Consider the following 17,318-nt stretch of genomic DNA (forward strand, 5'->3'; position numbering starts at 1 on the left):
ACTTCTAAAAAGTTTATTTTTTATGTTTTTTTTGCTTATTTTTTAAATTTTTGATTAATTTTAATGTTTATATGTAGTTAATAACTATTTTAATTTGTAGATATCATCACTAATCATTGATATGGTTCTTTTAATTGTTTTATCTGGCATATCACTTTCAGTTTCTATTTTTCTAATTGCATTAATAATAGTTGAGTGATCTCTATTACCAAATATATGACCAATTTGTTCTAATGGAACTTCCAGTTGTGTTCTTATAACATAAATAGCTATGTGTCTTGCTAGAACGACATCTTTTTGTCTGCTTTTGCCTAAGATTTCTTTTTTAGGAATTTTGTAATATTTTGCTACATATTCTATTATTGAATCTGGTGTAATATTTTCTTTTGTTTGTTGCATGTCTTTTAATATTGAATTAACAACAGCAACAGTATATTTAGAATTAGTCCGGGCCATTTCCATTTTGTAGAATTTTAATCTTGTTATGGCTCCAATTAATGTTCGAATTGATGTTGAGTAATTTCTTGTAACGAAGTTTTTAGCTTCTTTTTCTCAAGCCTCTGGATTCATATCATTAATATCTAGCATGTAATCTAAAACTCTTAATAAATCACTTTGTTGTGGAATTTTAATTTCAAGTTGTAAACCCATATAAAGACGAGAAATTAATCTTTCATCAAACATCGCATTCAAGTTATTTATAGGCTTATCCGAACAAAATATGGTTGTTTTATTTGTGTTCAAACGATAGTCTAAAATATTATAAATTGTTTGAATTGTTGCTTTTTTATTTCCGACTCCATAACTTTGAAAATCATCAAATATTAAGTAATCAGCATTATCAAATTCATCTTTTATTTTCTTTAATTTTGCTTGATCATTTTCTTGCAAATAGAATGATATATCTCTAGCATAAATGCTTGGATTAATGTATTTAACAACTTTGCCTTGCTCTTGTAATTTGTTACCAATTGCATGTAATAAGTGTGTTTTTCCTAGTCCACTTTTAGCATAAATAAAAATAGGATTATATTCTTTTCCACCTTTAACTAAATAGTTAGCTAATTTGATTGCATCTTTATTAAAATCACTTTCAACATAGTTGTCAAATGTTAATTCTTTATTTAAATCAACGCCTAATTTCACTTCTTCTTCAATTGTTTTAGAAGAAATTGTTTTGTTGCTTGAGGCTTTTGTTAATTTAACAATAGGTTTAGGAATATGAACAAATTCATATGTGCATTCTCTTTCAAAAGTTTCTTCTAAAGCTTTTAAAATATTACCATCTAGCATTTTTATTAATATTTCTAAGCTTGGTTTTTGTAGTCATGTTTGAATTTTGACATGATTGTTCTGATCTATGCCTACAATTGTGAAGTTTGAAATGAAATTTTTGAACAACATTTGGTCATTAACATCTGAACTTAAAGATTTTAAAAATGTTAATGTATTTGCTTTCATTGTGATACTATCTTTTATATTTTTATTCTCTGCCATAATATAAAAATAGTATTATTTATATTTTAATGTAAGAAATAATTAGTAAGTTTTTTAGTTATTTAAACAAGTTATCCACAAACTTATCAACAATTAAAAGTCTTATTTATAGTATAAAAAGTAGAAAAGTTAACTTATTAACATATGTTTATAACTATGTGGAAAACTGTGTTTAAAAATAAGAATACTCTTTATATATACTTAAAAATTTGATAATATCCTTATTTAAAGACAAAAAAATATTTAATGAAAATGAATATTAAACTTATTTAAATGAGCTCAATAATGTTGTGTTTCAAATTTTATCAACTTTTATAGCTACAAATATGTTACACCACTATAATTCAGCAATTAGATTTAAATTTAGTTTCAAAAGAAAAGAAGATTCAATTTCTAAAAACTATATAAAAATTTAGTAGTTAATGATGGTAATTTGTGATCAAATAAGAATAAAACTTATAATTTAGATCTAAAGAATTATCTTTATAGTGAATTCATCGTTTAAAATAATAAGTACAAACTACCAAGCATATGAAACTAGAAAGTGGATTTTATATTTTGTTTTTATTATTTTATTTTTTAAAATTAAGCATATTTATTTTTATATTATTCAATATAATTTAATAATATGCAAGCAAAAACAACAATAAAAGTAAAAGGAACAATAAAAAAAATAAGAAAAGGATTGGCTCAAAAGTGAATTCTTTTTGAATTTAAATCTCAAGAAAACCAATTATTTGTTGTCTATGCTCGAATTAGTTCCGATGACTTTTTACAAGTTGGTTATTTATATGAAATGGAATTAAGTGGGCCTAATAAATATAATAATTACATACTTGAAGGCTACAATATGATTGAAGCAACAAAAGAAGATTTAAAAGTTATGTTGAAGAATCATATTAGAGGTTTTAAAGAAGAAGATCATAATATTTTAAAAGAAAATTTAGGTGAAAATTATTTAGATGTTATTAAAGATACACCTAAAGAAGAAAGAAAAATATTTTACGAATTTATTAAACCCCCTTTGCTTAAAAAAATAGAAGCTTTTATTGAAGAAGTTCTAAACATGGGTAAAGATGAAAGATTTTTTATAACCAATAATATTTACAATTTTTATATTAAATTGAAGCAAAAATTACCTCTTGCAGATGGCGAATCATATTTAGATTTTTTTGATAAAAACAAAGAAAATCATGAAGATCCTTATCTTATTTTGTATATTGAATTAGGATTAAGCTTTGACTCAGTAGACAATTTTGCAAGCTTAATAGGATATTCAAAAGATTGCGAAACTAGATATTATGCAATAGTTTATAAATCTATTTATGATTTTGGAATTCAAGTTAATGATACATATTACAATTTGTCTGATTTACATAAAAATTGACTTGAATTTACAAATGAGTTAATACTAAATAATAAGTTATCAATTTCAAAGCTTGCTATTGATAATATATTTATTAATTCTATAAACAAACTAATTGAAATGCAAAAATTATATTATGCAGAAAAAGAAGTTCCAACTATAGCACTTAGTTTTATTAAAGAACAAGAAGACTTTATTTTTGAAAAATTAATAACTATAAAAAATAAGATAAATAAAACTATTCCGCAAATAGAAGATGATACATTAACTGCTAAACAACTTGATGCTTTAAACATTGCACTAAATGAACCGATAAGCATAATTTCAGGATTCCCTGGCACTGGCAAAACATATTTAATTAGTAATATTTATGAGTCATTAATTGCCCAAAAAGTCTATAAAAAAGGTGAAATAGAAATTTTGACCCCCACTGGTAGAGCTGCAATTAATATTAAAAATAAGAGTAATAATTTGCCTGCAAAAACGATTCACAACTATTTAAAAATTGATAAAGAAGATGAAGACGTTGTTTATAACAATGATTGTGACAAAACGAAAGTTGTAATTATTGACGAGTTTTCAATGGTTAATTTAAAGATTTTTTATCAACTTTTAAGTCATTTATCCAAGCTTGAAAAGCTCATTATTGTTGGAGATAAAGATCAGCTTCCATGTATTGGACCTGGCAATTTAATGCACGACTTATGTAATTGAGATTTTATTCCTAAAACTCTTTTAATTGAAAATCAAAGAGCTGAAAGTGATGAAATTTGCGAACACTTTTTAAGTATTATTGATTCAAAAGTTAAAGAAGTTGAAATAGGAAGTACAAACACAATTCAAATGAAAGAAATAAACTCAGTTGCATTATTAAACGAATTATCATACTTATATCAAACTTATAATCCAGAATACAATTCTGAAAAAATGGTAACCTTGATTCCACTTCATGATGGTCAAGTTGGAGCCAAAACAGTTAATAAATGATTGCAAAAAGAAAAACTAAATAATTACACATATAAGTTGCCTAAATTTAAACAAAGTAAAGACAACTATATCCAATCTTGAGAAGGTACAAAATTCTATTTATTTGACAATGTTATCCAATTAATAAATGATTATGAAAAAAATGTTTTTAATGGTGAGATCGGAATAATAAAAGAAATAATAGATGACAAAATTGTTAGTGTTGAATATCCACAAGGTGGAAATAAATTTAAAACAGTTAATTATGTAAAATCAGAAATAGCAATTAATTTATCTTTAGCATATGCTTTAACTGTTCATAAATTTCAAGGTTCAGAAGCGCCACATGTTGTAATTCCGGTTTTTAAAGATTATTCAAGAATGCTTAATAAAAAACTTTTATATACAGCAGTTTCAAGAGCTAAAGAAAAATTATTTATTTTAGGCGACTTAGCTTTATACGCTAAAAAAACAAAAACTGAAGATTATAGTAAAATAAAAACATATTTATTTGATTTAATTAAGGAACAAAATTAATAAATAATTTATTATAATTTTCATAATGTTTATAACTAATACAAATGAACGAATGGTTTTAAACAAATTAAAAAATCACAACGTGAATGGTGTTTTAGCTGTTTTTGAATCTTTTGATATCAACAAAATGGTTTATAACAAAATAAAAGGTTATATTTCACATCAAATTTGAATTAGAAGATCTTAAAATTGGCACATTGTGTTCAATTAATTACAATTTTGATGATAAAAAAAAGATCATTAATTATTATTCTGAAGATTCACAAGTATTAAAACTTAAAGGCTCATTCCGTGCGAACAAAAATATTGAAGAATTCTATGAAAGTATTTTAGAAAACAAACCATTTCACTTTGATGGTGAAAATGTAATTGCATTTAATCAAAATGATATGGCTAGAAAATACGAAGCTCTCAAATATTATTATAATTATATTGACTCGAAGTTTATCGATTCATCAAAAAATATTAAAGAATGTTTCCCAAATTATAAAGATGAACTTTTTGTTATTTATGCACTTCTAAAAGAATTTTATGGGTGCAATTATCCAGAAGGAAAACCAACTGAGTTGAAAAAGTAGTTGCTTTGTTTCCTTTAAATTCACAAGTTAGAGATGTTATTCACAAATTAAATAATATTGATTTTTATTTCCAAGGTGTAATGTAAAATTTATTTAGTTCCTTTGTTTATGCTTTTATTCAAAATGTAAATAAGTATCATTTAAACATTTATAATAGTGAATTAGGTCAAGCTTTAGAAAATTATAAAAGAGATCTAATTGAATTAAGATTCTACAAAGATGACTTAGAAAAAAAGATCATTTACAATAAAAAAAGTGAAGATTTTTTATCAGCTTATTGTTTGAATTATTATAAAGTTCAAGGTTCTGAATCTGATGTAGTTATCATTTACTTTGACAAAAACATAGCCAAATATATTACTAAAAATCACTTATATACTGCTCTTTCAAGAGCTAAAAAGAAAATCATTATTATGAATGATGTAGATGAATTTAAAGAACAGTACCTAAACTAAAAGAAATTAATGTTTTAACAAATATGAATTTTGAATTTAAAAATAAAAATAATTTATAATTAACATATGAAATTAATCGTAGGTTTAGGTAATCCAGGAAACCAATATCGTTTTACAAAACACAATATTGGTTTTTTAACTGTCGACAAAATTTGTGCGAACTTTAATTTAACTCTTACAAAAGAAAAATTTAATGGCTTTTATGCAAAAACTGAAGATTTTATTTTAGCTAAGCCAACTACTTATATGAATAATTCTGGTGAATTTGTTCAAGCGATAGCTTCATTTTATAAAATAGATCCTTCAGATATTTTGATTATTCATGATGAAAAGGATTATGAAATTGGTCAAGCAGCAATTAAAGTAGGCGGTTCAAGTGCTGGACATAATGGTGTTCAAAGCATAATTAATGCTCTTAGAAGCAATGAATTTAAGAGGCTTAGAATAGGAATCGGAAGAGATCCTAAAATGGAATTAAAAGATTATGTTTTAAGTAATTTTACAAGTGATCAAATGTTAGTAGTCGAACAAGTTCTAAATGTTGCTGCACAAGCTGCAATATCTTTTGTTTACAATGATATTAAGATAGTAATGAATAACTTTAATGTTTTTCGTAAAGGTAAATAATATGTATATTTTAGGAATTAGTGGCGGCCCAGATTCAATGCTACTTTTACATGAATATGCTTATAAAAAAGAGCCCATTTTTGTAGTGTGCATTAATTATAATCAAAGGATGGATTCACATAAAGATGTGGAAATTGTAGAAAATTATTGCAAACAAAATTTTATAGATTATCAAATATACAATTTTGACCAAAAAGACTATAAAACAGGCAATTTTGAAGAATGGGCCAGAGACAAAAGAATGGAAATCTTTATTCAAAATTATCATGAAAAGAATGCTTCTAAAATTTTGTTAGCACACCACAAAGATGATTTTTTAGAGTCATTTTTTATGCAAAAAGTAGCGAAAAGAAAACCTTCATTTTGAGGCATTAAAAAAACAAATATTTATAAAGGCTGTTTAATTGAAAGACCTTTTATTGATAAGTATTTTAAAGATGAAATTTTAGAAAAATGTAAAAAACTAAAATTAGATTATGCAATTGATTACACCAATGAATTGCCTATTTATACACGCAATAAATTTAGATTAAAACTAAAGAAATTAACTAACGAAGAAAAACAAAAAATTATTGATGAAGTTAATGAAAAAAACAAAGAATTAGAATGATTAGAAAAAGAATTTAATAAAGCGTTTGCAAGCTGAAAAAAAATAGAATTCAAGGTTAATTATTATAAAGATCTTGATTATGAAATTCAAGAGCAATTAATTAGAAAATTTATTTTTGCTCATTGCGAAGATAAAATCAATTTAACTTCAGGCAAGATTAAAAATCTTGTTAATTATGTAATTGCAGATAATACAAATAATCCTATTTTTATTTTAAACAGTCAATATTATTTGCAAAAGTCGCAAGGAAAATTATTACTAAAAAGTAAAATTACTATTTAATATAAATATTAATGTATAATTTGTTTTATTTATTAACCAAATTAAGAAAGGAGCATTTATGCAAAAAAAACCAAGCATACTGTCAATTATTTTAATTACAGTATTGTCATTCTTAGCTTTATCAATCGTTTCATATTATTTGTTTAAAAGATTTGGACCTAAGCCTCAAATTGTTGACTTAAATCAATTTATGAATGATTTAAAAGCTGCTTCAGCTAGTCAATCAGATGATGTTTATTTTGCAAGTATAGAGTTTGACTCGTATTATGGAACTGCAAAATATGTATATGCTGGTTTAGACTTAAAAGGTAACCGCATATTAGTTGAAAGAATTGCTCAAATTGGAAGATCTAATGCAGCATCATGATCTTCAACTAATGAAATTATTGGAGAAGGATTAGCCAATGTCTTAGGTAATAAAGCTGGTTTTAAAGGATTAACTTTTTTTGAATTCTTAAAAACTTTTGTCCTAACAAAAGGTGGATCTTACTTAGCTAAACCTATTCCCGATGGACAACCTTCATTATTAAGAAGTTTACTTACTTCATTAATTCCAACATTTATTACTATTCTTTTATTATTTTTCCTTTACAGATACTTGATGAAAAAAAATATGAGTATGATGGGTGCAATTGGAGATGTAAAGAATCCTGCAAGAAAAGTCAAATCAGATAAAACATTTAAAGATGTTGCAGGTAACAAAGAAGCAATTGAAGAAATTGAAGAAATTGTTGATTATCTTAAAAATCCTAAAAAATATGCACTTGCTGGTGCTAGAATGCCACATGGTATTTTACTTGGAGGCCCTACAGGGACAGGTAAAACATTGTTAGCTAAAGCTACAGCAGGTGAAGCAAATGTACCTTTCTACTTTATTTCAGCTTCAAACTTTGTTGAAATGTATGTTGGTTTAGGTGCTAAAAGAGTTAGAACTGTTTTTGCAGAAGCTCGTAAAAATGCTCCAGCTATTATCTTTATTGATGAATTAGATGCTATTGGTCGTACCCGTGGAGCTGGTTTAGGCGGAGGTCATGATGAACGTGAACAAACACTTAACGAACTTCTTGTTGAAATGGATGGTATGACTCAAAATAATGGAATATTAATTTTTGCAGCAACTAACCGTACAGACGTTTTAGACCCTGCTTTAACTCGTCCAGGTCGTTTTGACAGAACAATTACAGTTGGATTACCTGATGTTAAAGAACGTGAAGAAATTTTAGAATTGCATGCTAAAGGTAAAAGATTATCACCTGAAATTAAACTTGATCAAGTTGCAAAAAGAACTCCAGGATTTTCTGGCGCTCAACTTGAAAATGTTATTAATGAAGCCTCATTATTAGCAGTTAGAGCTAACTCAGACGTTATTAGACGTGAAGATATTGATGAAGGTATCGATAGAGTTATGGCTGGACCTGCTAAGAAAAATAGAGTTATTACTAAAGAAGAACTTACAATGGTTGCTTACCACGAAGCCGGTCATGCTGTTGTTGGATTAAAAGTTAAAGGTGGAAACAAAGTTCAAAAAATTACCATTATTCCTCGTGGAAATGCCGGTGGTTACAACTTAATGACACCCGAAGAAGAAAAATATAATGCAACAAAACAAGAATTGATTGCAATGATTACTGGATTTATGGGTGGTCGTGCATCTGAAGAATTAATTTATGGAAAAGACAATGTTTCTACAGGCGCTAGTGATGATATTTCTAAAGCAACCAAAATTGCTCGTAGAATGGTAACTGAATTTGGTATGTCACAACTTGGCCCTATTCAATATGAAAAAGATGAAAGCTCTCCATTCTTAGGCCGTGATTATCTAAAAAGTGCTTCATTTAGTTCTCAAGTAGCCCACGAAATTGATCTTGAAGTTAGAAGAATAATGACAGAAGCAGAAAAGAATGCCGCTAAAATCATTAAAGAAAACAGACAACTTCTTGAATTAATCAAGACAGCTTTACTTGAAAATGAAACAATTGTTGCTGAAGAAATTGAATACATTGAAAAGAATATGAAACTTCCTCCAAAAAGAGAAGCTGACAAAATCAAAACCAAAGTTTATACTTTAGATGAGCTTATCAATGAACACAAAGATGACAAAAAATTAGAAGATTCAAAAGCTGAAACAAAAAAAGATAATTCTAAAAAATAATCATAATTACTTGCTTTAAAAGAGCAAGTTTTTATTTGAAATTTTGACTAAAAATCCTATAAAAAAGATAATTCTAAAAATAGAAACATAATCTATTGATTAATAATTTTTACAAAAATTAATTTTTGTAATTTTCTATAAAAAATTAAATCTTTAATATTAAATATTTTTTATTATAATAATACATATTAATTATTAGGAGAAAGTATGTGAAGATTATTCAAAGAAGTTTTTAAATCTCTCTCTAAAAATAAAGTTATAGTTGCTGGACTAAGCATTTTAGTTTTTTTAACTTCAGCAATTTTTACCTTGCTATCAAACGTTAGCTCTTCAATGGTTAATGGTTTTAATGATTATAAACATGTATCAAAATTGCAAGATATCAATGTTGACTTAAATTTACCAACACAAGGTAGTGCATATAATCAAGGTTACTACATTAATGGTGAAAAATCAGATGATTTCAAAGGGACAAATAAAGACTATACACCAATTGAATATCAAATTGATTATCAAAGTGTAAAAGCTTCTTCATTGCCCGATTCAACTAAAAAAGAATATGAAGACTTTACAAGAAATGTTTTATTTTTTGGCAATGATAAAAGAGAATATTTGCCATTTAATAAAATAGGTAATATTGACCCTTCGGTAAATAGTTATTACTTTAAAAAAGATGACTTATTAAATCTTTACTCAATTTATAAAGCTGAACAAAACATTGAAAATAATAAAAACCCAGACATTGTTTTTGATTTAAAAGACATAAATAATTTAACTTTTGAACTAAAACAAAAAAACCGTTTCTTGAATATTTATGAAAAGAAAGGCGATACTTATGAACAAGTTTTTCTTGAAAAGAAACTTGAAAGAACTAACATTGTTCATTTCGATAAAACCTATAAAATAGGTAATTTAATGAATTTAACTATCAACAATAATGAAATTTATGCAACTCAATTAAGTTCATTATTTATTAATACTGACACAAAGGAAATAACAGCAGACTATTCAAAAGGTAAAAGTTGAATTAACCAAGAAAAAGGTATTGAAATAGAACCTAAACAACTTGCTGCATTATTTAATTTTGAACCTACTTCATTTGATGGCAGTACTCCAAATGGCTTACTTTTTAAACAAAAAGATAAAACAACCAATTTAGATAAATTTATTAAATATAATCCAAGTTGAGCTGAAATAAATGAAAACTTAAATTTAAAACCTGACTGAAATCTTGAAGATGTTTTTGCAGCCAACCCTAAAGCAATAAAAGCTCAAAAGAAATTATCTTTAAACAAAAATAATAAATTTACTTTACCAATTGAATGAATTGCTAAAGAAGAAAACATAGTTCGTTTTTTAAGATGAAACTACTACACAAGTTTTGTTGATAAAGATAAATCAAAAGATAAATGATTAGGTGCTTTCAAAACATTTATGGAAGACTTAATTGAGTCTTCAAAAACAAATCCAGAAAACAAAAAAATGTTAGATAAATTAACAACTTTTTCATATTGAAGAAAAAGTAAAAAGAATATAGTTACCCCATACAAAAGTGACAAAACATTAGATTTAAGTAACAAAATTACAAAAGAATCGGTTATTCCATTAGGCTCAAGTTTTAATTATTTTGAAACAACTCAATTAGAGTTATATACAAAAGATTCAAGAATTAGACCAGATGGTCAAAAATATTTAATTGGAAAAGACACTCCTAGAACAATTAATAAAATTGAAAAAGAATCACAATTCTTAAAAGATAAAGTTAGATTTTTAGATGAAATTAACAATGAAAACATTAAATCTGAAAGATTTGCAATTATTAAAAATGAAGCTTATGAATCAACAAAAAGAAAAATCATTGATTTAATTGTAGCAAAAGTTAAACAAGATAATATCGGACTTCGTAAAACTTTAACTGTTGATGGAATTAATGAGGAAACAGGAAAACAAAATGTTTTCCACTTTATTAATACAGGTGATGAGAATTATGTAGTTGATGGTGTTAAATTAAATGTTGGTAAATTATATGATGAATATTATGATCCTTCAATTTTAAATAAAGCAACCGAAAACCAGAACAACATTTATAAAACTCATCAACTTACACCTTATGTTTCTTCTTTAGTTTTACAATCAATTGGACGTAACTTATATCCTAATCCTGAGTATATTAGACCTGCATATCATTTTGGAAAATTAATTGACTACAACCAAAAAACAGGTGAATTAAAAGAAACAAAAAATGCAAAAATTGTTCCTTTAACTCAATTTATTCCACACGATCAAAATAAAGATGGTTCGAAAACTCCAGATTATAATTTAACTAATCTTGGTGTTGCATTTTTTGGAAGCAAATACAAAATCGTTAGAAGACAAAAAGATGTAAACAATAAATATGTAAGCCCTGAGACATGAGAAGTTGTTTATACAGAAAAAATGCCACAAAATGGTATGGATAAGGGTCTTTTGTCAAAATGAATGGAAAAATATCAATTAACTATTGCAACCAAATTTATTAAAACAAGTGGTAATGGTTGAGTAAAACAAGACTCTACTTTCCAAAATGTTTCATATATCCCAATGCTTTTTTTAAGTCCAAAATCTCAATTAATTTATGATGTTTTAAATCATGGAAAAATTGATTATTTAGCTAATGCAATTGAAAAATATTTATTAAATTTTGATTTAGTTAAACAACAATTTATTACACCTGAGCAAGTTTATCAATTAACAAAAGTTATGAAAAAAGTGTTAAATGATAACAACTTTGCTTCAGTGTTTGCTACTGGCAAAATGAACAAGAAAATATTACCTAAATTAATGTTTGACTTTGTTTATGAGTTAAGTCATTATGAAGGTGGTGATGTTCTCAAATCACTATTCTTTAGCATTCTAGAACAAGCAAAAGCTAAAATAGCTTCTAAATCAACTTTAGTTGAACAAAAAGCTTATTTAGCAGCTGAAGTAAATAACTTATACAAATTACTACAAGATTTAGCTTCTATTGATTTAAACCAATACTTAAGTGCAGAATCATTAGTTAATGTTTCAAATGATCCAAAAATATTTATTAATGCAATTTGAAAAATAATTGATTCAATAGATTTTAAAAAATTTAGTGAATACTCGCATGAATGATATAAAAATGAAAGTGATAAAAAAGTAGTTCATAATGGTAAAACATACACTCAAAAACTTTCATCAGGTTTATTAATCAAATGATTATTCAATTCATTAGACCAAAAAACATTAAAAGAAGGTCTTAAATTATTAGTTGATAATTTAGATATAGCTGCTTCAATTAATTTAGATAATAGTGATAGTTTACTTTACAATTTATTAATTAAAATGAATCCTTCATTAATTAGTGGTTTAAAACCTATTATTAAAAAAATGAATAGCGATCCAACAAATCCTTATTCTAATGTAAAACAAGGCTTAATTAATATTCTATCAAATATTGATTTTAATATTCTGGCTCGTGAATTAAATCAAACAATAACAACACATTATATTGATTACAAAGTAGTTAAATTTAATCCAGACTTAAACAAAGATGAAGAAAAAGTCTTTTCAGTTGTTTTAAATGCAATAAGTCCAAAAGATGGAATTATATCATTCTTAAGATCTATGTTTGGTATGCCTGGATCAAATAGAGCATTTAAAGAAAACTTAATCAAAATGTTCAATTTGTCTGACAAATATAAAGAAATAGAACTACCTAATAGTAGTGTAAAAATTTATGTTCCAGATAATGACGACACAAAAGTAGGTTTCTTTGATTTCTTAAAAATTTTTGCTTCAGGTTTATCAAATACAGAAGCTAATGAATTCAATAACTACAAAATTGAACATGACTTCTTAGCACTTAAATCATCAATTGAAAGTCTTAAAGAGGAAGGCACTCAAATTAATTTAGATTACTTAAAAGAACCTCAAAAAAGATTACTTAAACAATATGGTTTATTTGTCACAAAAACCTATAAAACAGTCATATTAGAAAAAATTAATAAAATATTAAGGTTCATAAAACAAACAAAAGGTGGAACTTCATATATAAGTAATGATGCTAATAAAACAGGTAGTGATTTATTAAATGATTTAAAAAATTTTGAAAACAACGGGACTTGATCATTAATTAAAAAATTATTATCTTCATTAACAACTCCAGTTGTTCAAAATGAATATGCATTAGGAGCTCAAACATTTTCAATTTATAATCCATGAATTCAAATGTTTATGAATAAATATGCAAATCATGAAGAAGCAAAAAGATTTGTTAAAGATTTAATTGCATTAGCATTGGAACCTGAAATATTTGACATTAACAAAAAAATGTCAACAAATGACAATATACCTTTTGCTGGTGTAACTAACTATGGATTATTAGAATTACTTGAAAATCCCGAAAAATCAAACTTATTTGCTTATGATGTTAATGGCAAATTCTTAAATGACAAAGTTGAACAATTTGCTGCTAAAAATGAAATATATAGAAAATGAATTCAAAATAATAAATTATTAATATTACAACAATTAGGTTATATTACAGCAAGCAAACTTTACAGTAATTCTTCTGAATATCCTGATGGTATTTATTTAGGAATAATTCAAAAATTCTTGAACAATTATTTATTAAGCAAAGATTTTTATGACATTAAAGACCAAGCTCAAATCATTATGTCTTCATTAAATCTTAATGTACCATTACAAATTTTTGGTTTAAGTGAAGCCTTAGTCAATCCTATTTTAAGATTTACTTTCCCTGAAATTACATTATCTTATTTAGCAAGTCAAAAAACAAATGCTAGTTTAGTTAAAGCTAACTTACAATACTTATTGCTCAATAAAATAGATGATTTCGAAAAAATTGTTAGAAAAGGCGAAGACAAATTTTATGCCTTAACTAACATGTTAGGAACTGCATTTAGCAAAAAAGATACCTCACTAATTCCTCTTGACTTAGATGACGAACAAACATTAGTAATGGATGGAGCTACATTTGATAAATTAAAAGATACAAGCTCTTCATTATTTGGAATTGATTTTATTAAATTTGTTAATGAAGCAATGAACACGATAGTTGAACCTAAAGAAATGAAGGACATTGTGTTCTCAAATTCAAATAGTTACTTAGCTAAAGTTAACTATGCATACTTAGCAAAAAATAATAAAGCAATTTATACAGGTAAAATTCCAAGTGATCCTATTGAACTATTATCATTATTAGATAAATTAGATGAAAAATTCATTTTAAATGTTAATGGAACCAAATTTATTATTATTGGTCAAGAAACTACAGTCGACTATATGTACCCAGTTATTGATGAAAATAACTTACAAGTTAATACACAAAACCAATCCTTAGTTTATGTTAACAAATATGGTTTTGACAGAATTCACTCAGGTTACATTGGAAATGTTATTAAGAAAACTCTTTTAGTTAAAAACTCAGCAGCAACTGGTATGAATAATAATGAACTTAAAAAATTCATTACTAAAATAATAGATAACTCAATTGCAGACAGTAACAAACTTCAAAGAGTTTTCTTAGCAAATGAAATTGATCCAATTAACCCTGAAAGGTCTCTTAGAATAACAACTGTTCAAGGAATTATTAAAGCTGTTTCATCAGCTACTATTGCCTTAGTTTCAGTATTCGTTACACTTGTGGCTATTTCAACTATCTTTATTATTAAGAGATATATTTCAAATAAAAACAAAGTTATTGGTATTTTAGTGGCCCAAGGTTATCGTCCATGACAAATATCACTAAGCTTTACAGTGTTTGCTTTAGTTACATCAGTTATTGGTGGAATCTTAGGTTATGTAATTGGTTATAAACTACAACTGATGGTTATGAACATCTTTAGTAGTTATTGGACACTGCCAAAACAAACGATTTCATTTAACTTCTTTACATTATTCTTCACTGTCTTCTTACCATTTATTGGAATGAGCTTATTGATCTTTATAGTTTCATTATTTGCTTTAAGACATAAAGCTATAGACTTAATTAGTGGAGTTAATGAAATACCTCAATCAAAATTATTCAAAACTTATCAAAAAGCAACTAAGAAATTTAATGTTAAAAAACGTTTCTCATTTACATTGGCATTTACAAGTTTTTGAAAACTAATTTCATTTACAGTCAGTGTTATGTTAACAGGTATCGCAACCTTATTTGGTGTAGCCAATACAAACGTCTTTAATAGAACTATTAATGATACTTATAAAAATAGAAGTTATACATTTAAAGTTGATTTAGAAAGTCCAACAGTTGAAGGTGGAGCATTCAAACCATTTAATCCTGATAATTTATATAACAACATTTATACTCCTCTTGGTGATATAAATGAAGGTAACAGAGAAATAGGAGATTACTTTAAACCTGGTGCTTCTAGTGTGCTTAATAAAGGAACTAAAAATGGTAGTCCTCAAGATTTAGACTCACATATCTTAAGCCAATTCTCAGTTAATGTTACTGTTGCAGCTGGTGTAGCCGCTGACCCTTGACAAGTAGCTTACAATGGTATGCCAGATACTCAAAAAGCTAAAATTGATAAGATAAGAGACCGTGTTGGTTATGAGTTAGAAAGAACTCAAGAAGACAAAGATAAAGAATTCTTTGTAGATCCTAATACTTATGCTTTAAGCTTAGTAAATAAGGCTAATAAGGAAAAATTAAGCTTCTTTAAATACTATCATTCACCATATGAAAAACAAGGTAGTTTCAAATATGCTTACTGAGATAAAGATAATGCAAATTATCAAATGGTAAATATAACAACCGATAAATATCGTGATGAATTTAGAACACTCTTAATCAATGGTTATACTAAAATTGCTCAAAAAATTAAAGCCGAAAAAGAAAATCCAAGTTTAATTAAACCTAAAGAAAAGAAACCAACCAATTTATCTGATTACTGATTAACTGATAAAAGTGATTTAAGTGGTCCAACTATTCAAGATTACTTTATTAGTTTTGGTGGTGTTTATATTGACCCAAATCATGATGAAACTTATACTTATGTAAAAGTTGCAAACAAAGATAATAACTTCAAAATTTATGGTTATCAAAAAGATAGTAAATACATAAAACTTGTAGATAAAAATGGTAATAATTTATACAATGATTTATATAACTATAAAGTCAAAAACAACATTTATCCTTTGGTTGTAAATGAAGTTACTTCGAAGAAATATAACATTAATATAGGCGATTTAGTCCAATTTGAAGTTCTTAACCATACAAAACGTTATGCAAACAAAGTGTTGTCAAAAATAGATAAATCATTAAGAAGTAATGTTGACTTAAAAAATCCAAAAGTAACATTTAAAGTTGTTGGTATTAACCCTACATACATTAATAATGAATTAATAACAACAGTTGATGCAGCTAATAAATTAGTTGGCTTAGACAAACTTCCAAATGTTGTTGGATTTAAAGCCTTCAATGGTGTTATGACAAATAGTCCAGCGCCTAGCCAAGTTCTTGATTCAACTTCGCTTTATTCATTAAGTGGTTATTGATCGGGATATGATGGTTTTGATTTAAGCGGTATCGATGACAACACACTTAAATCAATGTTTGAACAAATTTATAATCCAGATACTGGAATATTAAAAACCAGATTGAATCTAACAAAAGATCAAATTATGAATTTATTAGATTCAACTGAATTAACATTTAATAAAGCTAAATATGATCAAATTAAAAATGCGCCTAAAAACGCAATAGAAAATTATGCTAAATTGTATGATTCTAAACATTATATTGCTTTAGGTACAAGTATTGATTCAAAAGATATAGAAGCTGGATTTACAACCCAAATTGGTTCTACTATAGGAACAATTAGTATTGCAATTATTGCAATTAGTTTCATAATTTCACTTGTTATTCTTATTATTATGTCAACAATTATGATTAGTGAAAATGAGAAAAACATTGCTATTTGATCTATTCTTGGATATACACAAAAAGAAAAAATTAGTATGTTCTTCAGTGTCTTTATTCCATTTATAGTTCTGGCCATCGCTCTGGCGATACCAATAGTAATACTGATGATATTTGCATTTAACAAGTTCTTGCTGGCCTCCTCGTCAATTGCCTTGCCATTAGTGCTTACGCCACTACATATATTCTTAACAGCTTTAGTAATTTTTGGAATATTTATTATTACATCATTTGCTACCTGAATTAGTATTAGTAAAATGAAACCAGTAGATTTATTGAAAGGAAAATAGT

9 protein-coding genes are annotated in these 17,318 nt (G+C 26.2%); 8 read left to right on the forward strand and 1 reads right to left on the reverse strand.

All coding sequences use genetic code 4. The annotated features are described in order from the left end of the window. Positions 1–84: 84 nt before the first annotated feature. Complete coding sequence (dnaA, locus tag MBIO_RS03450) at positions 85–1,497, reverse strand: chromosomal replication initiator protein DnaA (protein ID WP_013526577.1); 1,413 nt, start codon at positions 1,495–1,497, stop codon at positions 85–87. Positions 1,498–2,125: 628 nt separating this feature from the next. Here dnaA and MBIO_RS03455 point away from each other — a divergent pair. The 8 genes from MBIO_RS03455 (at position 2,126) to MBIO_RS03480 (ending at position 17,317) form a co-directional block, all read left to right on the forward strand. Continuing rightward, complete coding sequence (locus tag MBIO_RS03455; RefSeq protein WP_013527206.1) at positions 2,126–4,366, forward strand: ATP-dependent DNA helicase; 2,241 nt, start codon at positions 2,126–2,128, stop codon at positions 4,364–4,366. A 25-nt stretch (positions 4,367–4,391) separates the two neighbouring features. Then, positions 4,392–4,553: a hypothetical protein gene (locus tag MBIO_RS04890; RefSeq protein ID WP_158303400.1), complete on the forward strand. Its 162-nt coding sequence runs from the start codon at positions 4,392–4,394 to the stop codon at positions 4,551–4,553. 10 nt (positions 4,554–4,563) lie between these two features. After that, on the forward strand, positions 4,564–4,944 hold the full coding sequence (locus MBIO_RS03460; RefSeq protein WP_013355067.1) for a hypothetical protein: 381 nt from the start codon (positions 4,564–4,566) through the stop codon (positions 4,942–4,944). 239 nt (positions 4,945–5,183) lie between these two features. Beyond that, the gene (locus tag MBIO_RS04735; protein WP_081439138.1) at positions 5,184–5,399 is read left to right on the forward strand and encodes a C-terminal helicase domain-containing protein; all 216 of its coding nucleotides are present in this window, start codon (positions 5,184–5,186) and stop codon (positions 5,397–5,399) included. Positions 5,400–5,465: 66 nt separating this feature from the next. After that, on the forward strand, positions 5,466–6,026 hold the full coding sequence (pth, locus tag MBIO_RS03465; RefSeq protein ID WP_013527204.1) for an aminoacyl-tRNA hydrolase: 561 nt from the start codon (positions 5,466–5,468) through the stop codon (positions 6,024–6,026). A 1-nt stretch (position 6,027) separates the two neighbouring features. Then, positions 6,028–6,918 carry a tRNA lysidine(34) synthetase TilS gene (gene tilS, locus MBIO_RS03470; RefSeq protein WP_013527203.1) on the forward strand — a complete coding sequence of 297 codons (891 nt, stop codon included), beginning with the start codon at positions 6,028–6,030 and terminating at the stop codon, positions 6,916–6,918. Between the two features lie 58 nt (positions 6,919–6,976). Next, positions 6,977–9,070: an ATP-dependent zinc metalloprotease FtsH gene (ftsH, locus tag MBIO_RS03475; protein ID WP_013527202.1), complete on the forward strand. Its 2,094-nt coding sequence runs from the start codon at positions 6,977–6,979 to the stop codon at positions 9,068–9,070. A 207-nt stretch (positions 9,071–9,277) separates the two neighbouring features. Next, complete coding sequence (locus tag MBIO_RS03480; RefSeq protein ID WP_013355062.1) at positions 9,278–17,317, forward strand: ABC transporter permease; 8,040 nt, start codon at positions 9,278–9,280, stop codon at positions 17,315–17,317. Position 17,318: the final 1 nt, after the last annotated feature.

Origin of the sequence: Mycoplasmopsis fermentans PG18 (genome assembly GCF_000209735.1) — a bacterium.
Classification (GTDB): domain Bacteria; phylum Bacillota_I; class Bacilli_A; order Mycoplasmatales; family Metamycoplasmataceae; genus Mycoplasmopsis; species Mycoplasmopsis fermentans.